Raw genomic sequence first — 19,835 nt, forward strand, 5'->3', positions numbered from 1 at the left:
GTTGAGAACTGGAGCCCTAGATGCATTTGACCCCACGTGAGCACGAAAAACTCATGGTGGTTGTTGCCGCCGACCTGGCGCGCAGACGCCAATCCCGCGGACTGCTGCTCAACCATCCCGAATCCGTGGCCATCCTGACCTATGAACTGATTGAAGGCGCCCGGGACGGGCGCACGGTGGCGGATTTGATGAGCTACGGAACCACCATCCTGACCCGGGAGCAGGTCATGGAGGGGGTCGCCGACATGATTTCGGACGTGCAGGTCGAGGCGACCTTCCCCGACGGCACCAAACTCGTCACCGTCCACAACCCGATTCGCTAGGCAAGGGAGAAGAACATGAAACCGGGAGAATACATCCTGCGTGACGAACCCGTGCTCTGCAATTCGGAGCTCGAAACCCGAATCCTGAACCTGGTGAACCACGGCGACCGTCCCATCCAGGTCGGATCGCACTACCACTTTGCCGAGGTCAACCCGCAGCTGGACCTGGACCGGGTGGCCGCCCGCGGCTTCCGTCTGGACATCCCCGCCGGCACCGCCGTCCGCTTCGAGCCCGGCGATGCACGCACCGTGCACTTGGTCGAATTCGCCGGGCGCCGGCACGTCTATGGGTTCCAGGACCGCGTGAACGGCCCGGTCGGCGAGACCATCCCGGCCGTGGAGACCGAAGCCATCGGCGGCTCCGCCGGCATCAACCCGGTCACCGAAGCGGAATTGGTCGCCGACTACGACATCGATCTGCCCAACCTGGGCGGGGAATCGGTGGGCTTCCACACCGACTTCGGCGTGGACCCCGTGGACGAATCGCTTCCGCCGCACCCCGAAGAGGTTCGGCGCGCCACCGAGGAAAGCGAAAAGGCCGAGGCCGACGCGGCCTCGAAGGATCAGACCCCGGAGGAGGACCAATCATGAGCTTTGAAATGAGCCGCAAGCACTATGCGGAGATGTACGGACCCACCACCGGTGACGCCATTCGCCTGGCCGACACCGAGCTGCTGGCCGAGATCGAGCACGACTACACCAACTACGGCGACGAAGTCGTCTTCGGCGGCGGCAAGGTCATCCGCGACGGCATGGGCCAAAACGGCCAGATGACCCGCGACCAGGACATCCCGGACACCGTCATCACCAACGTGGTGGTGCTGGACTACACCGGGATCTACAAGGCCGACGTCGCCTTGCGCGACGGCCACATCTTCAAGATCGGCAAGGCCGGCAACCCCGACATCACCAACGGGGTGAACATCACCATCGGTGCGGCAACCGACATCATTGCGGGCGAGCACAAGATCTTGACCGCCGGCGCCATCGACACCCACATCCACTTTGTGAGCCCCGACCAGGTTCCGGTGGCCCTGGCCTCGGGGGTCACCACCATGATCGGCGGCGGCGCCGGGCCTTCCGATGCCTCGAAGGCAACGACAGTGACCCCGGGGCCCTGGCACCTGTCCCGGATGCTGCAGGCCGTTGAAAACCTGCCCATGAACATCGGATTCCTGGGCAAGGGTCACGCCAGCGCCAGAGGCCCGCTGGCCGAACAGATCCGCGCCGGCGCCATCGGCCTGAAAATCCACGAGGACTGGGGAGCAACCCACTCCTCGATCGACAACTCGCTGAAGATCGCCGACGAATTCGACGTGCAGATCGCCATCCACGCCGACACGCTGAACGAATGCGGCTTCGTGGAGGACACCATCGCGGCCATCGACGGGCGGGTCATCCACACCTTCCACACCGAGGGTGCCGGTGGCGGCCACGCACCGGACATCATCCGCATGGCGGGGCTGCCCAACGTGCTGCCGGCCTCCACCAACCCCACTTTGCCGTACACGAACAACACCGTGGATGAGCACCTTGACATGCTCATGGTGGCCCACCACCTCAACGCCGACATCCCGGAGGACGTCGCGTTCGCCGACTCGCGCATCCGCGCCGAGACCATTGCGGCCGAGGACGTGCTGCACGACATGGGCGTGTTCTCCATGACCTCCTCCGACTCCCAGGCCATGGGACGCGTCGGGGAGACGGTGCTGCGCACCTGGCAGGTCGCCGACGCCATGAAGCGCCAGCGCGGCAAGCTGGAGGGCGACCCCGAGGTGGGAGACAACTTCCGGCTCAAGCGCTACATCTCGAAGTACACCATCAACCCGGCCATCGCCCACGGCATCGCCGATTCCATCGGCAGCATCGAGGAAGGCAAGTTCGCCGACCTGGTGCTCTGGGATCCCGCGTTCTTCGGGGTGAAGCCGGACATGGTCATCAAGGGCGGGCTGATCGTCCAGTCGCTCATGGGGGATTCCAATGGATCGATCCCCACCCCGCAGCCGCGCACGCTGCGCGCCAACTTCGGTGCGCTGGGCACCGCCGTGCACCACTCCTCGATCACCTTCCTGTCCCAGGCAGCCATCGAGGAGGGCGTGCCCGAGCGCCTGCGGTTGCGCAAGGTCATCCGGCCGGTTTCAGGCATCCGGACGCTGACCAAGTCCGACCTGAAGTTCAACGGCGAAACCCCTGACATCCAGGTCGACCCGCAGACCTACCAGGTCACCGTGGACGGGGTGCTGGCCACCTGCGAGCCCTCCAGCGTGCTGCCCATGGCCCAGCGCTACTTCCTCTTCTAAGCCGACGTCGAGCATTTCAAAGGAGTTCCATGATCATCGAGCAGCTTTCGGGCAACAAACGCGATGTCCCCGAGGCCGAGCTGGCAAAGCTGCACGAGGAAAAAGTCGTGCTGCCCTCCGCAGCCCTGGTCAAGCGCATCCAGCGCGTCACCACCGACCACGGCCGGGAGCTGGGCATCCGCCTGGCCCCGGGCGCGGACCTTCAGGACGGCGACATCCTGCTGCGCAACGAGAAGGAAATCATCACCGTCTCGGTGCTTCCCACCGACGTGTTGGTCATTGCCCCGGGCAGCGTCTTCGAGATGGGGCAGGTGGCGCACGCCCTGGGCAACCGCCACCTGCAGGCGCAGTTCTTCGACGCCGATTCCGACTATGGCGCGGCGGTGATGGTGGTGCAATACGACCACACCGTCGAGGATTTCCTCAAGCACCACAAGACGCCGTTCCAGCGCCAGGAACGCGTGATGCCGTTGCCGTTCCGCCATGCCGAACACACCCACTAGCCCCGGGCCGGGCCATCTGCTGACGCTGCTGCAGCTGACCGACTCGGCGCTGCCCACCGGCGCCTTCAGCCACTCCCTGGGCCTGGAAAGCTACCTGGACGCCCGGACCGTGCACGACGAGGCCAGCTTCACGCTGTGGCTCGAGAAGTTCATCGCCCAGTCCCTGGCCTACACCGACGGGCTGGCGGTGCGCCTGGCCCACGAGGCTGCCGGGGGAGAGGAGCTGGCGCGGATCGATGCGCTGGTCCATGCCTCGGCCGTGCCGCGGCAGATCCGCGAGGCAGGGGTGAAGATGGGCGCGCGCATGCTGCACGTGGCCACCAGCGTCTTCCCCACCAAGGAGCTCGAGGACTACCGGAAGCAGGTGGCCTCCGGCACCTGTTTCGGGCACCCGGGCATCGCCTTTGCCCTGGGCGCGCGCGGCGCCGGCGCCCCGTGCGCCGACACCGTTGCGGCTTACCTGTTCTCCACCGTGACCTCGCTGACGCAGAACGCGATCCGCGGGATCCCCATCGGGCAGAACGCCGGGCAGCGGGTGCTGCGTGCCATGCACGCCCCGGTGTTGGCGGCAGTGGAGAAGATCTTCGCCCTGGACCTCCAGGACCTGGGAGCGGCTGCCCCTGGCCTGGAAATTGCGCAGATGCGCCACGAACACCTGCGCGCCCGCATGTTCATGTCCTGACCGGCAGTGACATGCGGCGCGAGAAACCTACGACAGAAGGAGTGCATGATGGAACCGATTTGCATTGGCATCGGCGGACCCGTGGGAGCGGGCAAGACCCAGCTGATCGAGCGGATCACCCGCAGGCTGAACGACGAGGTGTCGATGGCCGCGATCACCAACGACATCTACACCATCGAGGACGCCAAGATCCTGGCGGCCAACGGCGTGCTGCCGCTGGATAGGATCGTCGGCATCGAGACCGGCGGCTGCCCGCACACCGCGATCCGCGAGGACACCTCGATGAACTCCGCGGCCATCGAGGAACTGAAGGCCAAGCACCCGGACCTGCAGGTCATCTTCGTCGAGTCCGGGGGAGACAACCTCTCCGCGACGTTCTCCCCGGAACTCGTGGACTTCTCCGTCTACATCATTGACGTGGCCCAGGGCGAGAAGATCCCGCGCAAGGCCGGACAGGGCATGATCAAGTCCGATTTGTTCATCATCAACAAGACCGACCTGGCCCCCTACGTGGGCGCCGACCTGTCGGTGATGGAGCGCGACTCCAAGGAATTCCGCGGGGACAAGCCGTTCTGCTTCACCAACCTCAAGACCGACGAGGGACTGGACACCGTCATCGACTGGCTCAAGCACGAGGTGCTGATGCTGGACCTGGGCTAGGGAGGATGGCACCGAGAATGCCCGAGCAGCCAGCCATCAAGGAGCTGGGGCCCTCGCCCTTCGCGGGAACCAAGCTCGTGGGCGAGCTGCGCCTGCAGGTGGGGAACCGCGCCGGAAAGGCGATCGCCACCCGGCAGTACCACCAGGGCGCCCTGCGGATCCTGCGGCCGCACTACCTTGATGACACGGCACAGGTCTGCTACACCATCGTGAACCCCGGCGGCGGCTACCTCGGCGGGGACAACTACGGCATCGAGGTCTCTGTGGACGAAGGCGCCTCGCTGCTGCTGACCACCCAGTCGGCCACCAAGGTGTACAAGACCCCCGGCACCTTTGCCCGCCAGGACCTGGTGGTGCGCCTGGACGCCGGGGCGGTGCTCGAATACGTGCCCGACCAGCTCATCGCCTACCGCGGGGCCGACTACCGGCAGTTCACCACGGTGGACATGCACCGGGATTCCAGCCTGCTCTTCTGCGAGGTGCTCACCCCGGGGTGGAGCCCGGACGGGAAGCTCTTCCGCTACGACGAGGTGCGCCTGCGAACCGAGGTCTGCGTGGACGGCCGCCTGGCGGTGCTGGACAACCTGCTGGTGCGCCCGGGAGCGGACTCGCTGGATTCGTTGCTCTTCCTGCAGGACTACACGCACGTGGGAATGCTGCTGGCCATCGATGCGAACATCGGTTCCGGAGACGTCGAGCGCATCCGCGACCTGGCTTACCGAACCGGGAAGGCGCAGCGCACCGAGGTGCATCTGGGGATCAGCAAGGTGCCGGGCCCGGGCGTCGCCGTGCGTGCCCTGTCGAACTCCACCGAGGCCATCACTGCGGTCCTGATGTCCGTGGTCGACGAGCTGCGCCACCACCTGAGGGGCCAAAAGCCGCTGAACCTGCGCAAGTACTAGGGGCGTGCCCCACCTGTGCGTTTGCGGTGCAGGCAACGCGCGTCCTGCGTGGCGGTATGCGCCCAGGTATCCCAACCCGTCCCGGAGGCCGCCTACCTGTCGAAAATCGTCATCTCTGTGCTCGGCACGCCCCCAAGTTTGGTCGTGCCGAGTACGGAGGTAACGGTCACGGGACCGTCTTAGGTCTGAACCCGAGCCGCTTCAAAGCGGTTAGTGGCCACACGTTCCCCGTCATCGAATACTGCCGTGGATATCGGCACCCGGACGTTGGTGCTCGATCGCCAGAACGGCAAATTCCACGTGGGGAATATATCGAAAAGTGGAATATTCGAGGATGCTCCCCGGCTGCCGTTGGCCAGGGCCAGCCACCCCGCAAGATCCGCGACAACAAGCATGATCGCCCCTCCGTGGTGCACTGCGTGATTTGCTTCCTTGGTGGCGCCGATCCCCCCTGCTGCCCCCAAGGCTGCAACGGGAAGTCCAACGAGCCGGATGCACGGCTTCGGGCCGCAGGGCGGGCGGCACCTGTGCCCGGGTGCCCCCATCAAGTACCAAACTAGCTGACGCGACAAGTGGAAAAGCGCGGCCAGCGAGTTCTCGAACAACCCCGAACAAAGCCGGATATTCCGAACGGGACGTAACGGCTTTCCGGCTGGGGTCACCGGGTGCCTAAGATTCAGGTGGGGCCTTGTGCGGCATGCACGCGGCGGTAGCTAAAGAGGACTGAATGATTGACGAACCCCCTGCAGCGGAGCGCCCGGCGAGCTCATACGATGAAATCGCCCATGACTTGCAGGTATTGCGTTTCGCCGCCGGTGATATTTCCTATGCCGAGATAGTCCGCCGGATTGCGGCCCACAGGGAGCTCGGCGGCGTGGATGCCGGCAACGCCCGTCCCGCCCGCACCACGGTCTACGACGCATTCCGGACCGGGCGAACGCGAGTCAACCCCCAGCTCGTCGGTGAAATTGCGCGCGTCCTGGGGGCGTCCGAAGCCGAGGTCGCCCAGTGGGAACACCGTTGCCTTCATGCCAGGCGCAACCCGCGGGAAGTTCCCGCCGCGATGCCGGACGCCGAAGCGGAACCAGCAACTCCGCAGTCGGCCGTGGCTGAGGCGGCGCTTCCGGCGCGACGTCGGAAACTCATGCTTCTTCTGGCATGTGTTTGCTTGAACGTCCTGGGATTCACGCTGGTGGCCTGGTTGGGGTTGCCGCTCTATTTCGACATGGTGGGCACGGCCATCGTCGCCATTGTGCTTGGCCCCTGGGCAGGCGTGGCCGTGGGGTTGACCACCAACGCGATTGGCTTGGCCATCACCGACTCTTCGTCGATTGCCTTCGCGCTGGTCAACATTGCCGGCGCCTTGGTGTGGGGATACGGTGCGCGGCGCCTTCGACTGTGCCAAACCTTCCCCAGGTACGTGTTGCTCAATGTCCTCGTTGCCCTCAGCTGTTCGCTGGTCGCATCCGCCTTGCTGGTCCTGTTGTTCAACGGCGGAACCGGCCACGCATCGGAGTCGACAACCCGGAATCTCGCGGCGATGGGCAATTCCTTGTACCTCGCCGTCTTGGGGTCGAACCTGGTTCATTCCCTGGCCGACAAATTATTGACTGGCTTTGTCGTTCTTGGTGCGTTGGGCGCCGTTCGGCGATGGATCGAGGTTCCGTTCTACGAGGCGTTGAGCGCGGACGTGAAGCTCCTTCTGAAGGCGGTTGGCGACCCCGCCCGCAACGCCGGGCCCGGCTCCCGGCGTTGGCCGGCTCCCTTGCCGGTGCGGGTGGCTGGCCCCGATCCCGGGAGGAACGAGTCGGAATCGACCGCCGACAGGCCCTGAGCCTCGTGACCGTCAGGAAGGACGTCCGGCGTGGTTGACGTCTGCGAGGTCCACCATGGTGTGGGCAACCCTGGACAGCGCGGCGCGGTCGTGCGAGGCGATGAGGACGGCGGCGCCGGTCGCGGCGCGGACGGCGAACAACCCCAGGATGACGGCTTTGGTTCCGGCGTCGAGTTGGGCGGTTGGCTCGTCACAGATCAGCACCTCCGGATCCAGTGCCAGGGCACGGGCCACCATGGCCCGTTGGAGCTGCCCGTCCGAGACCTGGTGCGGATAGTGCCGCAGCAGTGCCGGATCCAATTGCACCGCCTCGGCCAGCTCGGCCAGCCGTTTGGCATGGCGCCGTGGTTGCGGGCGCAGGGCGCGGTCGCGGATGGCCAGCGGAGCGCAAATCAGTGCGTCAAGGCGCAGCCGCGGATCGGCGGCGGCACGCGGGGACTGCAGCACCATGCCAATGGACTGGCGCACCCGACGCGGGACCGGGGTACCTGGTGCAAATGCCTGGCCGTTGACGAGCACGGCCCCGGAAGCCGCGGGCGTCATCAAAGCGGCGATGCGTAGCAACGTCGATTTGCCCGCCCCCGAGGGGGCGCCAAGCCCCGTGATTTCGCCTGCTCCGACCCGCAGGCTCAACCCCTCGAGCAGCTTCCCGGATGCCGGTGCGGTGCCGGGGTGGGTGTAGGAAACGTCCGCGAGCTCCAGGCTCATGCCAACGCCCCCAGCAGCGAATCGGTCGCCGGATGCGCCGGGTTGCCGAGCACCTCCGAGGCGGGGCCCGATTCAACGACCAGCCCTTCCTGAACCACCGCCAGGTGGTCCGCGATGCGGGGGGCCAGCTCGAGGTCGTGGGTGACCATCACGATGGTGGTTCCCGCTGCGGCCAGGGACCGCAGCAGCGTTTCCACGTGGCCAACCGTGTCGGAATCCAGGGCGCTGGTGGGCTCGTCCACCAGCAGGATCCGCGCGCCGACGGCAACGCCCAGGGCGAGTGCAACCCGCTGCGCCTGCCCGCCGGAAAGCTCGTGCGGGTAGCGTGCGGCCAAGGATCCGTCGATGGACGCCGCCTCCAGTGCCGCGAGGGCATCGGCGGGGGAGGATGGCCTCTTGGCGGCCTTGAGCGTTTGGCGCATCTGTGAGGCAACCGTCCGCACGGGGTTCAGTGCGGTGCCGGATGAGCCCGGAACCAGTACGGTTGCGGTGCCCCGCACCGCGGCCAGCCCCGCCGCGTCCAGTGTGCGTCCGCCGACCGTGATATTTCCCGTGAAACTTGCTCCGGCGGGCGGCAACCCGGCCAGGGTGCGCAGCAGCAGGGACTTTCCCGCCCCGGAGGCGCCAATAATGACATTGATGCGCCCGGCCTCGGCCCGGTAGTCGATCCCCTTGAGCACCAGGGACGCTGCCCCGGGGGCGGTGGTCGAGGGGATCCGGAGGCCCAGGCCGGAGACCCGGATTGCCGCACCGTCCGGGGATTGGTCCGGATCGGTGTGGGGGATTGCGCGCGCAACGGCCGGGGCCGTTGCCGGCTGCGTCGTGGAGCCTTTGCTGAAGGCACGGGCCGGCAGGGCGGCGGTGGACCAGCTGACCAGAACCAGCAGCCCGGCGGGGAAGGCCAGCAGCCACCAGGCGCCGGCCAGGAGCCCGCCGCGGGCATCGTCCAGCAGCAGGCCCAGCGATGCGGATTCGGGCGGCAGCCCAACGCCCAGGAAGGACAGCGAGCTCTCATGCCAAATGGCATGGGGCAGCTGCAGCACGAGGGCAATGGCGGCCTGCGGTGCGACCGCCGGAAGCAGGTGGGTGAACCAGATGAAGGCCGTCCCCGCGCCGGAGGCCCGGGCGAGCTGCACGTAGTCTGCCGTGCGCTCGGCCAGCAGCCGCGAACGCACGATCCGTGCCACCTGCGTCCAGTGCGTCAATGCAATGGACAGCACGATCGCCCACCACTGCCCGCGCCACAAGGCGACAATCACCACCGCCAGCAACAGGTGCGGCAACGCATTCGTCGCATCAACCAAGCGCATGGCAATGCGGTCGACAAGCCCGCCGCGCCACGCTGCCAACAGCCCGACGCCCACCCCGAGCGCGGTGGAGAACCCCGAGGCCAACAGGGCCAGGAACAGGGACATGCGCAGGCCCTGGGCGGAACGGGTCCACACGTCCCGGCCCAAGGTATCGGTGCCAAAGAAGTGCTGGCCCGAGGGTGCCTGCAGCACCGCGGACAGGTCCACCGCACGCGGATCCAGCGGTTGCAGCCACGGGACCAACACGGCATAGCTGACGGCCAGGCCGAGCAGGGCAAGGGGAAGCAGGCGGGGCCTAGACATCGCTGACCCGCGGATCGAGGAAGAGGTAGCAGGCGTCTGCCAGCGCGGACCCGGCAAATACCGCCGCGCTGGTCAGGGCGGTGACCGCGGCCAGCAAGGGGAAATCTCCCGCGATCGCCGAGGACACCGTGGCCGAGGCCAGACCCGGCCAGGAGAACACCGCCTCGACGAGTAGCGCCCCGGTGACAAGTTCGCCCAGCTTCGAACCCACCACCGTCATGAACGGCAGCAGTGCCACCGGCAACACGTGGGTGCGCAGGACCGTGAACTGGCCCAGCCCGCGTCCGCGCGCGGCCAGCACCGCATCGGAATCCAGCGCCTCGAGCACCGAGGCCCGCAAGTTCAACACCAGCCACGGCAGCAGGGTCACCGCCAGCACGCCCGCCGGCAGGACCAGGTGCAGTGCAATGCCGCCGACGGTGGGGTCGGCCCCTCCCGACGCGGCGCCTCCGGCCGGCAACCCCAGGACGATCGCGAAGACGGCGATGGCCGCCAGTCCGAGCACAAACGACGGGATGGCCTGGGCAAGGTGGACGAGGCCGAGCACGACGGCGTCAGCGGCCGAGCCGGGTCGGCGGGCGGCACCCACCGCCAGCACCACCGAGAGCGCCATGGCCACGAGCAGCCCCGAGGCCACCAGCAACGCGGTGTAGGGAAGTCGTTCCGACACCACCTGTGCCACCGGCTGGCCGAAGACCCGGGAGGTGCCCCAATCCCCGCGGAAGATGCCGGAAACCCAGCGCCACCAGATCGCGTACCAGGCATCGTTGAGCCCCAGCTGCGCGGTCAGTTCACCGCGTTGCGCCGGGGTCGCGTGTTCGTATTGCGAGCCCATGTACAGGGCCAGCGGGTTGAAGGGGGCCAGGGAGGCGAGCCAGAAGACCGCGGCGGTGATCCCGGCCGTGGCCGGAACCGCCACGAGCGTGCGCCGCCCCAGCAGGGAGAGAACCTTGCGGGCACGTATGCGCCCCCGGGTCAGGAGCGCCGGCGGGGCCTGCATGCTCATGGCCGGGGGACCCATTGGCCGATCTTGGCCCAGGGGCCCCACGCGGTGCCGTGGTCGTGGGGCTCCAGCAGGGTCCCGGTGCCCTGCCAGGTATCTGAGACGGCGGCGCGTTGGACGTAGGTGTGGTCGATGAACGCGAGCAGGACCATGGACGGTTCGCTCGTGTACAGCCGTTGGACCTCGCGGTACGCGGTGGCCCGCTTGGCCGCATTTAGGGTGGTGCGCCCGGTTTCCAGCGCTCGGTCCATGGCCGGGTCGGCATACCTGCTCGGGTTGTCGTAGTAAGCACCGGTTGCCGGATAGGAGGAATGCAGCATTTTGTACAGCTGGGTGTCCACGTCGTAGGGGGTATCCCCGCCGCCGAGCATGATCGCGTCGGTGCCCGCTCGGGGCTCGGCTTGGTCGAAGGTCGCGGCTTCGACCGAGACATCGATGCCGAGCTGCTTCATTTGGGCGGAGAACGCCAGGGACAGGTCGCGGCGCAACTGGTCCCCGGGGTTGTACATGAGGGTGAACGCGGCCGGGTTCCCGTCCTTGGAGCGCATCGAGTTCTCGCCGACAGCCCAGCCCGCCTCATCCAGCAATTCTGCGGCGCGCTGTGGGTCGCGGGCGAAGACGGCCCCGGGATCGAAGGCATCGCCGTATTCGGCGGGCACGAAGGTGTGTGCCGGCCGCCCGGCACCGGCCAGGACGCCGTCGATCAGCGCCTGCCGATCCACGGCAAGGTTAAGCGCCATGCGCACCTTCGGGTCGCCGGTCAGAGGATTGTCCGCCGGGAGTGAGATCCCGCGCCAGTCTGCGGAGGTGGCCGTGACCAGATCGAATTCGGAGTTCGCGGCAAAGGTCTGGGCCAGCCGCGAGGGAAGTGTGGTGCCGTCGAATTCCCCGGCCAGCATGCGTTGGGCACGCGCGTTGTCATCGGGCGCGGCCTCGTAGGTGACGCGTTTGAGCGCGACTTCGCCACCGTGGTAATCCGGGTTGGCCGACAGGACCAGGCGCGAAGGGCCGATCGAGTCCACCAGGTAGGGGCCGGTGCCCACGGGTGCACGGTTCAAGGCCGATTCCTCGAAACGCTGGCCGGGCACGATGGCCTCGGAGGGGGCGATGCCGACGAGCATGGCCGTCTTGAAGGACACCTGGGACTCGTGCAGCGTGAACCTGACAGTGTGCGAATCCAAGGCCTTGACCTCCACGACGTTTGAGAGCGTGCCGAAGATCGGCGAGGCGCTCGCAGGATCCATGATGGCCTTGTAGCTTGCCACAACATCGGCGGCATCAAAGTCGGTCCCGTCGCTGAACCGGGCGTCTCGGCGCAGCGGAACCGTCCATGTGCGCGCGTCGGCGGAGACCGTCGGTTCCGCCGCGGCCAACAGCGGTACGATCCGGGGCAACTCGTCGGGGGAACCGGCCAGGGTGTACAGCGATTCGTTGACCTTGCCCGTGCCGTTGTTGTCGAACCCCGCCAGCGGGTTGAGCGTCTCCGGCAAGGCCGCGGTGAGCAGTGCCAGGGAGGACCCGGCGGGCTCCGCACCGGCGGTCCCGGGTGCCGCGGGCGCGCATGCGGTCACGGCCAATAGAATGGAGGCAAGAAAGGCCAGCGTCGTCAGGCGTTGTGGATTTCGCACGTTCGGGGTTTGGGCCTTTCATCCGGGTCGCCGGCGGACAAGCGGGATGCGGCAACGCCCCTACTGTACATCTGTCTGGGCAAACAGATGAAGGGTTCGGGGGATGGGTCCGGTGAGCTTGGGCACCAGCCCGCAACGAAGGGAAGGAGGGGACCACATGCCGGAAACGGAACACAGCAAGATCGGGGCGGACGCGGTGGCCGCCTCGGAGTCGAACATGCCCGAGTGGATCGACGTCTTTGCCTTGGTTGCGGATGCCACGCGGATGAAGATCCTCATCGCCATGCATGCCGCCCCGGACTCCTCGGTGAGCCAGTTGGCCACCGCCACGGCGTTGGGCGCCAACACCGTCACCCAAGCCCTGGCCACCTTGCACAAGGCGGGCGTGGTGAGCGTGCGTGCCGACGGCCGCTACCGCCGCTGGACCCTGACCCATCCGGAGGTCCACCGGCTGCTGCACCAGATGCAGGCACCGCATTCGGAATTGCACCCCGAGCACTAGCGGCCGGCCGCACGCCGGGGCAGCCTGTGGACGGAGGTCCGTCTGCCGTGCCGTGCACATGGCGGATGGCGCCCGCCCCGGGGGACGAACGCCATCCATCGTGGTGACTGGTTACTCGATGGGGATCAGTACCCCAGTCCGAAGCCGAACGGGTAGAGTTCCCCGTCCGTGGTCTCCTTGTAGCCGGGCAGGTCGCTGTACTGCTCGCGGATTGCCTCGGCGGTCCCGGCCAGCGCGAACGGCATCCGGCCTTGCGGGGCGACCTTGCCGGAGAGGATGTCCATCAGCGCGGTGTCGCTCATGCCGAACCCTGCCACGATCGCGCCCGCATCGCGCAGCCCGCTGGCCTCGTCCATGACGAAGGGCTGGCGGAAGTACACGTGCAGGACCACCTTGGACGGATCCTCGACCTCGCTCATGACCTGCTTGATGGTGTCCAGCGACGGGGTGATCTTCCACGACTCGGACTCGGCCATGGACGTGAAGTCCAGGATGCTGGATTCCCACGGCAGCGACCCGCCGAAGCGCAGGCCGTCGTCGGTGCATTCGGCCGCGCCCTGGGTGACACAGGCATCGGCGGCACCGTAGGGGCTCTGTCCGTCGAGCCCTTCAACGCCATCCAACACGGAGGGGTTGATGTGCTCGGGGTTCATGCCGGATTCCGGGTCGTTGCTGGTGTACGAGCCGGTGTTGGCGTTGTTCACCGTGATGTTCAGCAGGGCGACATCGCTGTCCTTGGCGCTGGGCCGGGCGGCAGGGTCCTTGGTATTGCCGTTGGTGACGTTGTAGCCGTATTCGGTGACCTTCTCGGCGGAGATGTCTCCCAGGACGTAGACGTCGGACTCGGGCTTCAGTGGCAGGACCTTGTCCCCGTCGGCGGTCTCCTTGTTCTGCAACAGGACCGCGGACTTGCGCTGCAGGTCCAGGCCCACCTCGCGGTTCGCCGCGCTGCCGACCACGTCGTTCGCGGCGCTCGTGTCAACGTACGGGTTTTCGAACAGGCCCATGCTGAACATCGGTTCGGTCAATCGCGTGGCGGCGAGCGTGATGCGCTCCTCGGTCAGCAGCCCTGAATCGACCAGGTCGGTGATCGTCTTGACGTCGTGGAAGCCCGAGAGGGTGTCGGTGCCGCCGTTGATGGCGGCCGCGACGCGCTCGGGAACCGACTTGTCCTCCAGGCCCCAGGCCCGGTCGTTGATGATGCCGGTGTCCGAGTTGACGTAGCCCTTGAATCCGAGCTCGTCGCGCAAAAGGTCATTGACGATCTGCTTGGAGAAGGCCATGCCGGTCTGGTCGTAGGTGACGCCGTTGTGTGTGACCTCCACCGGGGCGCCGTAGTACGGCATGATCGAGGAAACGCCGGCCTTGATGGCCGCCTCGAAGGGCTTGAGGTGTTCGGCGAACGCGTCGCCCGGGTAGACCTGGGTCTTGCCGAAGGAATAGTGGGCATCCAGGCCAAGCTCCTGCGGTCCGCCGCCCGGGAAGTGCTTCATGGTTAGCGCCACGGAAGTGTCAGGGCTCAGAGAGGAGCCTTCCGCATCGAGCGGGCCCTGCAGGGATTCAACGAGCGTGGTCATGATGTTGGAGTTCAGGTCCGCGTCTTCGGTGAACGTCTCGTGGGCGCGGTACCAGCGCGGCTCGGTGGACAGGTCGGCCATGTAGCCGTACATCCCGCGCAGCCCGATGGACTCCCACTCATCGCCCATGACGTTGGCGAAGTCCTCGACCACCGACATGTCGCCGGTGGTCGGTGCCTGCCCGGTGCTCGCGGCTTCCTCGCCCAGTGCCGCGGCGGCGATGCCCGCCTCCTTGGGGAAGGCAGTGAAGGCGCCGGCGGATTCGTTGATGCCGGCCCGCGCGTTCGGGTCGATGTGGTTGCGCGCGTTGGACTTGTAGAGCATCGGGATGCCCAGGCGGGTGGCCTCGCCGAGCTCCTGGATGGAGTTCATGTACGTGGCGGCTTCCTGCGGCGTGAGGGACGTGCTGGCCTGGAAGCCTCCTCCGGAAGCGCCGCAGACGGCCTTGTCCTCGCTGGTGACGGTGTTGCGGAAGATGAAGCGGTGCATTTTCTGGTCGTTGATGTAGCCGGCCGCCGCCGGGTCCAGGGCGCCGCGCTTCTTCGTGTCCGGATCGCAGGCGGCGTTGAGCGTGTCGATCAGCATCAGGCCGGACTTCTCCTCCAGCGTCATCAGCGACACCAGGTTCGCCGCGCGCTCGCCGGCGGAAAGCCGCCAGTCCTCGTAGGCGTCGAGTTTGCCGTTGGCGTTGAGGTCCTTGAAGGTGCGGCCCTTGACGGTGATGGTGTCCTTGACGCGGACGCCGAGCGTCGGCGGCTTGCCGTGGTTGCCTTCGTTCTTGTTGACGGCTGCCGGGGCACTCTTGCCGGCGCCCTCCTGCGGCGGCACGGCGGCTGCGGACGTGGCGCCCAGGGTGAGTATCAGCGGCAGGGCCAGGACCGCCACGGTGCGGCGCCTTTTTGGCGTCGGCGAAAGTTTTCTGGTCATGGTGTGCTCTCCATTGAGTAGGTGCAAGTGGCATAGTGATTCCCGGCCTGAGGGGGCCGTTCTCGAGCCATCCTCCATGGTGACCTGAAGCACAGTGGAACTCGCAGTGGTTGCCACAAATTGCTTTCCGTGTGCCGGGGAGAGTGCGGCAGGGGAGAGTGCGGCGCGTGTGCCCCGAAGCCAAAAATCCCCCCGCGGGAAAGCTCGCGGGGGGATTTTGGGAACGGTGAAACGCTACGGCGCGATCAGTTCCAGCTGGGTAGGCAGCCAGAGGCTCAGCTCCGGTACGAACACCACGAGGAACAGGCCGATGATGAGCGCAATCAGGAACGGAACCAGCTTCTGGATGACCGGTTCGATGCGCAGCCCGGCGACCCTGGCACCGACGAACAACACGTTGCCCACGGGCGGGGTGATGGTGCCCACGCACAGGTTGTAGACGATCATCGTGCCGAAGTGGACCGGGTGGATCCCGAACTCCATGACAATCGGCAGGAAGATCGGGGTGAAGATCAAGATGGCCGGGGTCGGATCCATGAAGGTACCCACGATCAACAGGATCACCATCATGAGGATCAGGATGAGCGTCGGATTCTCGGTCAGGCCAAGGATGCCGTCAGAGATCAGATCGGGGATGCGTGCGAAGGACATGAGCCAGGACATGGCTGTCGAAACGCCCACCAGCAGCATCACGATGGCGGTGGTCTTGGTTGCGTTCAGCAAGATGCCGGGCAGGTCCTTGACCTTGATCGCGCGGTAGACGAAGCCCAGTATCAGGCAGTAGACCACGGCGATGGCGGCGGACTCGGTGGGAGTGAACACGCCGGCGAGGATGCCGCCGATCACGATGACGATCATCAGCAAGGACGGGATCGCCTTGATGAGCGTCTGGATGGCGACGGCGAAGGTGACGCGCTGGGAGACTCCTGCGTCCTTGTGCTTGCGCGTGTACAGGAAGATGACCAGCATGCAGGCAGCCACCCAGACCAGGCCCGGGCCGTAGCCGGCAACGAACAACGCGGCGATCGAGGTGCTGGAGACCAGCGAATAGACGATGAACGTGTTGCTTGGCGGGATCAGCATGCCCGAGGGCGCCGAGGCCACGTTCACTGCCGCGGAGAAGTTCGGGTCGTAGCCCTCTTCCTTCTGGCGCGGTCCCATGACGGTTCCCACGGCGGCGGCAGCCGCAACGGCGGCACCGCTGACGGAGCCAAACAGCGCGTTGGCCACGGTGTTGGTCTGGGCCAGCGATCCGGGCATCCGGCCAACCAACACCTTCGCGGCATCAATCAGGCGCCCGGCGATGCCGCCGTTGTTCATCAGCACTCCGGCCAGAATGAAGAACGGTATGGCCAGCAGGGTAAATGAATTGATGCCGGCGAACACCTGCTGCGAGGTGGTCAGCACGGCGCGGTCGAAACCGAGCACCGCGATGATTGCCGCCACCGAGCTGAGCCCGATGGCGACGGCGATGGGCACCGACAAGACGATGAGTACGACGATTCCGACGAGGAGAATGAGCCCCGCGAGTACTGCTGTTTCCACGGGTTCTCCTAGACGACGTCTGGTTCGGTGTCTGCGATGGGCTCTTCGTCGCCGCGGATAACCGCCAGCGTGTGGAACAGCGCATAGAAGATGATGATGATTCCGGTGATCGGCATGACTAGGTACAGCGGACCGACCGTGACGGGCAGGCCGCTCAGGGCCTGCCCCCACGATTTCTCGGCCACGCGGTATCCGCCCCACACCAATATGAGTGCGGAGAACGCGATGATGGCGAGTTGGACGAACACCGCAGTCGCCTTTTCCACCACTGGCGGGAACTTGCGGACGACAAAGTCGACCGCGATATGCCCACGCTCGGCGAAGACCAGCGCGGCACCGAACAATCCAAGCCAGACGAACAGGTACTGCGCGAGTTCGGAGGTCCAGGCGCTGGGGCTGTTGAGGACCTGGCGGGAGAAGACTTGCCAGACCACCGTCACCACGAGGACTGCGAACAATGCGACGCAGGCCACCGCGAGGAATCTATCGAAGCTTTTCTTTACTACTTGCATGAAATTACCTGTTCGTTAACCAAGGGGGACTAGCTGGCTGCAGCGCGTGCGGCGTCGTAGATCTTCTTGGCGGAGTCGGTCGTCACGTACTTTTCGATCAGCGGCTTCAGCGCGGTCTGGAATGCGGCGGTGTCCACGTCGTTGAACTTCACGCCCGAGCCCTCGAGCTCCTTGTGGGCCTTTTCGGTTTCGGTGGTCCACAGCCCGGTGTGCTCGGTTACTGCGGCAGTCCACTGCTCATCGAACGCCGTCCGGTCCTCCGCCGACATTGCCTCATAGGCGTCGGTGTTGACGACCACGTAGTCGAGACCGACCAGGTGGTTGGTGTTGGAGAAGTACTTGGCGACCTCGGAGTGCTTCTGTGTCAGGTAGGAGACCTCGTTGTTCTCCGCCGCATCGATCACGCCGGACTGGAGCGCGGTGTAGACCTCGCCGAAGGCCATTGGGGCAGGGGCGCCGCCCATGGCCTTGATCATGTCCAGCTGGACGTCGGATTCCTGAACGCGAATCTTCATGCCGGCCATGTCGGCAGGACCCTTGACCGGGCCCTTGGCGTTGTAGATGCTGCGGGTTCCCTGGGTGAAGCCGCCAAGCACGGTGAGGTTCTGGTCCTCGAGGGAGGAGTAGAGATCGCCAACGATTGTCTCGTCGCCGACAACCTTCATCTGGTGCTCGACGTTGTCGAAGACGCCCGGCAGGTTGAAGACCTGGAACTCCGGGTTCAGGTTCTCCAGCTGGGTGCCGGAAACGACGGCCATCTCCACAGTGCCATCGCTGACCAGCTGGATTGCCTCCTGCTGGGCGCCGAGAGTTTCGTTTGCGTAGACGTCAACCGACACGCGGCCGTCGGTGGCCTTGTCGAGGTTCTTGCCCATGTTGTCAAGTGCGATGTAGGACGGGTGGGTTTCGGTCTGGTTCAGGGCGAGGCGAAACTCCTTTGAATCGCCGGCCCCCGAAGCATCGCCGCCACCGCAGGCCGCGAGCGTCAGCATCATTGCTGCTGCGGTGCCTGCAAGTCCCAAGAATTTTGTGGAACGCATGTGTTTACCTGTTTCCTGCCCGCATAGGGGCATCTGTAAGGGCGCGGTTCCCCGGCCGAATCACCTTGCATTGGGGACACCGCCACCAAGCGTGGCGGGTCCTTGCCATAATCCATGGAGCCAAACAAAGATGCTTTATTGCAACAAGTTGCCACTAGTTGCATGCGTCACTTTCATGCCATGGGTCAAAGGGGTGCCCGGGAAGTTTGCCGGGGCCGCTTCCAGTTCCACGACCTCGTCGAAGACTCGGGGGCCCGGATCCCCAGTTTATCGCGGGCCCCCGCGAAATCTCGGCCCGACGGCGGCCGGACAGACGAAGGGCACGACTCCAGACTGGCAAACGGCCCGGAACGGAACCTCGGGGCGTGGGTGGGGATTGAAGCCTTGGTCGCGATGCTGCGCGCGGCAAGCGATGCCGATTGTTGCCGCTGGTTGTCTTGATCTTCGCAAAATCGGTTTTGGGGCAGCACACTGTAACGTATGGATGATCTCGGGGAAAATAAGCGGCCGGCAACGATTTACGATGTTGCCCGCGCCGCGGGGGTGTCGGCATCCACGGTCTCCAGGGCATTTGCCCGTCCGGGCAGGGTGAGCTTCGCAACTGCCGAACGAATTCGTGCCGTGGCCACGGAAATCGGGTACCGGTCGGTGGAGATGCGTCGTCCCATGGCCTCGGGCAAGCAGCGTAGGGGGACCATCGCCCTGGTCGTCGCGGACATTTCCAATCCTGTATATTTCGAAATGATCCGCGGTGCGGAGGAAGAAGCCGCCAAGAACGGCTACACCATGCTGTTGGCGCATACCCGTGAATCCGGGGTTATCGAACGCGAGGCGATTGAACGTTCGATGGATATCGTGGACGGGATCGTGCTGAGCAGTTCGCGGATGTCGGACGCGGCCATTCGATCCATGGCCAAGCAAAAACCCACGATCGTCATGAATCGCGGGGTGAGCGGGGTTGCCAGCGTTGTCACGGACAACCAGCGCGGTGTGTTGCGGGCTGTGGAGCACCTCCGGCAATTGGGACACCGGGACATTGCCTATATGGCAGGACCGGAAGCCTCCTGGGCCAACGGAATGCGCTGGCGCTCCCTGAAGGAATGCGCTGCCGAATTCGGGATCAAGATTGCATTTTTTGAGCCCGGTGTTCCGACCATGGCCGCAGGAGCGGCCATCGCGAACGAAATCATGGCGACAAATGCCACGGCCGTGTTGGCCTATAACGACCAGTTGGCCATTGGATTCATGCGCCAGGCCCAGGCGAGCGGTTTTGATGTTCCGGGTGACATCAGCATCGTAGGTTTCGACAACTCCAGCGATGCGGAGTTGGTGACACCGGGGCTGACCAGCGTTGCGGCGCCCCTGCATGCCTTGGGCGCCACCGCAGTGCGCAACCTCCTGGTGATTGCCGGGGGAGGATCGGCGGTTCCCGAACGCCCGGTTGTGCTGCCCACCCGGTTGGCCCTGCGGAGATCGACGGCCGTGCCGCGCAAAAGGTAGCCAGCGGCCAACTTCCCCGTGGTGCAACTCGTGGCAACTTGTTGCCAATACGTGCCAGGGATACGGACGATCAATA

The 19,835-nt window shown here is 65.7% G+C and carries 17 protein-coding genes and 1 pseudogene; 10 read left to right on the forward strand and 8 right to left on the reverse strand.

Annotation, left to right across the window (positions count from 1 at the left end):
- Nucleotides 1-20 precede the first annotated feature (20 nt).
- From OIU93_RS13265 to OIU93_RS13300, 8 genes and pseudogenes are all read left to right on the forward strand, one after another.
- Complete coding sequence (locus tag OIU93_RS13265; protein WP_264270547.1) at nucleotides 21-323, forward strand: urease subunit gamma; 303 nt, start codon at nucleotides 21-23, stop codon at nucleotides 321-323.
- A 15-nt stretch (nucleotides 324-338) separates the two neighbouring features.
- Nucleotides 339-680: pseudogene (locus tag OIU93_RS13270) on the forward strand (urease subunit beta); the annotation flags it as partial.
- A gap of 230 nt (nucleotides 681-910) precedes the next feature.
- Nucleotides 911-2,623 (forward strand): urease subunit alpha, encoded by a 1,713-nt coding sequence (ureC, locus tag OIU93_RS13275; protein WP_264270548.1) that lies wholly within the window; start codon nucleotides 911-913, stop codon nucleotides 2,621-2,623.
- Between the two features lie 29 nt (nucleotides 2,624-2,652).
- Nucleotides 2,653-3,126 (forward strand): urease accessory protein UreE, encoded by a 474-nt coding sequence (gene ureE / locus OIU93_RS13280; RefSeq protein WP_264270549.1) that lies wholly within the window; start codon nucleotides 2,653-2,655, stop codon nucleotides 3,124-3,126.
- The gene (locus tag OIU93_RS13285; RefSeq protein WP_264270550.1) at nucleotides 3,107-3,808 is read left to right on the forward strand and encodes an urease accessory protein UreF; all 702 of its coding nucleotides are present in this window, start codon (nucleotides 3,107-3,109) and stop codon (nucleotides 3,806-3,808) included. The genes ureE and OIU93_RS13285 overlap by 20 nt, the downstream gene beginning before the upstream one ends.
- Nucleotides 3,809-3,853: 45 nt before the next feature.
- Nucleotides 3,854-4,468 (forward strand): urease accessory protein UreG, encoded by a 615-nt coding sequence (ureG, locus tag OIU93_RS13290; RefSeq protein WP_264270551.1) that lies wholly within the window; start codon nucleotides 3,854-3,856, stop codon nucleotides 4,466-4,468.
- A gap of 17 nt (nucleotides 4,469-4,485) precedes the next feature.
- Complete coding sequence (locus tag OIU93_RS13295; RefSeq protein ID WP_264270552.1) at nucleotides 4,486-5,370, forward strand: urease accessory protein UreD; 885 nt, start codon at nucleotides 4,486-4,488, stop codon at nucleotides 5,368-5,370.
- A 727-nt stretch (nucleotides 5,371-6,097) separates the two neighbouring features.
- Nucleotides 6,098-7,204: an ECF transporter S component gene (locus OIU93_RS13300; RefSeq protein ID WP_264270553.1), complete on the forward strand. Its 1,107-nt coding sequence runs from the start codon at nucleotides 6,098-6,100 to the stop codon at nucleotides 7,202-7,204.
- A gap of 12 nt (nucleotides 7,205-7,216) precedes the next feature.
- On the opposite strand, the gene OIU93_RS13305 is transcribed toward OIU93_RS13300, so the two are convergent.
- Genes OIU93_RS13305 through OIU93_RS13320 form a run of 4 tightly spaced genes read right to left on the reverse strand, consistent with a single transcriptional unit; the run spans nucleotide 7,217 to nucleotide 12,156 of the window.
- Nucleotides 7,217-7,912, reverse strand: a complete 696-nt coding sequence (locus OIU93_RS13305) for an ABC transporter ATP-binding protein (RefSeq protein WP_264270554.1) — start codon at nucleotides 7,910-7,912, stop codon at nucleotides 7,217-7,219.
- Entirely contained in the window at nucleotides 7,909-9,525 is a 1,617-nt protein-coding gene (locus tag OIU93_RS13310; RefSeq protein ID WP_264270555.1) for an ABC transporter permease subunit, read from the reverse strand. The genes OIU93_RS13305 and OIU93_RS13310 overlap by 4 nt, the downstream gene beginning before the upstream one ends.
- On the reverse strand, nucleotides 9,518-10,531 hold the full coding sequence (locus OIU93_RS13315) for an ABC transporter permease (RefSeq protein ID WP_264270556.1): 1,014 nt from the start codon (nucleotides 10,529-10,531) through the stop codon (nucleotides 9,518-9,520). Before OIU93_RS13315 ends, OIU93_RS13310 begins: the two co-directional genes overlap by 8 nt.
- Nucleotides 10,528-12,156, reverse strand: a complete 1,629-nt coding sequence (locus OIU93_RS13320) for an ABC transporter substrate-binding protein (protein WP_264270557.1) — start codon at nucleotides 12,154-12,156, stop codon at nucleotides 10,528-10,530. The genes OIU93_RS13315 and OIU93_RS13320 overlap by 4 nt, the downstream gene beginning before the upstream one ends.
- 157 nt (nucleotides 12,157-12,313) lie before the next feature.
- Between OIU93_RS13320 and OIU93_RS13325 the strand changes: the two genes are divergently transcribed.
- Complete coding sequence (locus OIU93_RS13325; RefSeq protein ID WP_264270558.1) at nucleotides 12,314-12,658, forward strand: helix-turn-helix transcriptional regulator; 345 nt, start codon at nucleotides 12,314-12,316, stop codon at nucleotides 12,656-12,658.
- A gap of 125 nt (nucleotides 12,659-12,783) precedes the next feature.
- Here the strand turns inward: OIU93_RS13325 and OIU93_RS13330 are convergent, their stop codons facing one another.
- From OIU93_RS13330 to OIU93_RS13345, 4 genes are all read right to left on the reverse strand, one after another.
- Entirely contained in the window at nucleotides 12,784-15,162 is a 2,379-nt protein-coding gene (locus OIU93_RS13330; protein ID WP_264270559.1) for a glycoside hydrolase family 3 N-terminal domain-containing protein, read from the reverse strand.
- A 234-nt stretch (nucleotides 15,163-15,396) separates the two neighbouring features.
- Nucleotides 15,397-16,707 carry a TRAP transporter large permease gene (locus OIU93_RS13335; protein ID WP_264270560.1) on the reverse strand — a complete coding sequence of 437 codons (1,311 nt, stop codon included), beginning with the start codon at nucleotides 16,705-16,707 and terminating at the stop codon, nucleotides 15,397-15,399.
- Nucleotides 16,708-16,715: 8 nt separating this feature from the next.
- Complete coding sequence (locus tag OIU93_RS13340; RefSeq protein WP_264270561.1) at nucleotides 16,716-17,219, reverse strand: TRAP transporter small permease; 504 nt, start codon at nucleotides 17,217-17,219, stop codon at nucleotides 16,716-16,718.
- A 29-nt stretch (nucleotides 17,220-17,248) separates the two neighbouring features.
- A complete protein-coding gene (locus OIU93_RS13345; RefSeq protein WP_264270562.1) occupies nucleotides 17,249-18,259 on the reverse strand; it encodes a TRAP transporter substrate-binding protein in 1,011 nt (336 codons plus the stop codon).
- A gap of 480 nt (nucleotides 18,260-18,739) precedes the next feature.
- Here OIU93_RS13345 and OIU93_RS13350 point away from each other — a divergent pair, with 480 nt between their 5' ends.
- Nucleotides 18,740-19,759 (forward strand): LacI family DNA-binding transcriptional regulator, encoded by a 1,020-nt coding sequence (locus OIU93_RS13350; protein ID WP_372342928.1) that lies wholly within the window; start codon nucleotides 18,740-18,742, stop codon nucleotides 19,757-19,759.
- Nucleotides 19,760-19,835: the final 76 nt, after the last annotated feature.

It is taken from the genome of Paeniglutamicibacter sp. ZC-3 (assembly GCF_025847175.2).
In the GTDB taxonomy this organism is placed as follows: domain Bacteria; phylum Actinomycetota; class Actinomycetes; order Actinomycetales; family Micrococcaceae; genus Paeniglutamicibacter; species Paeniglutamicibacter sulfureus.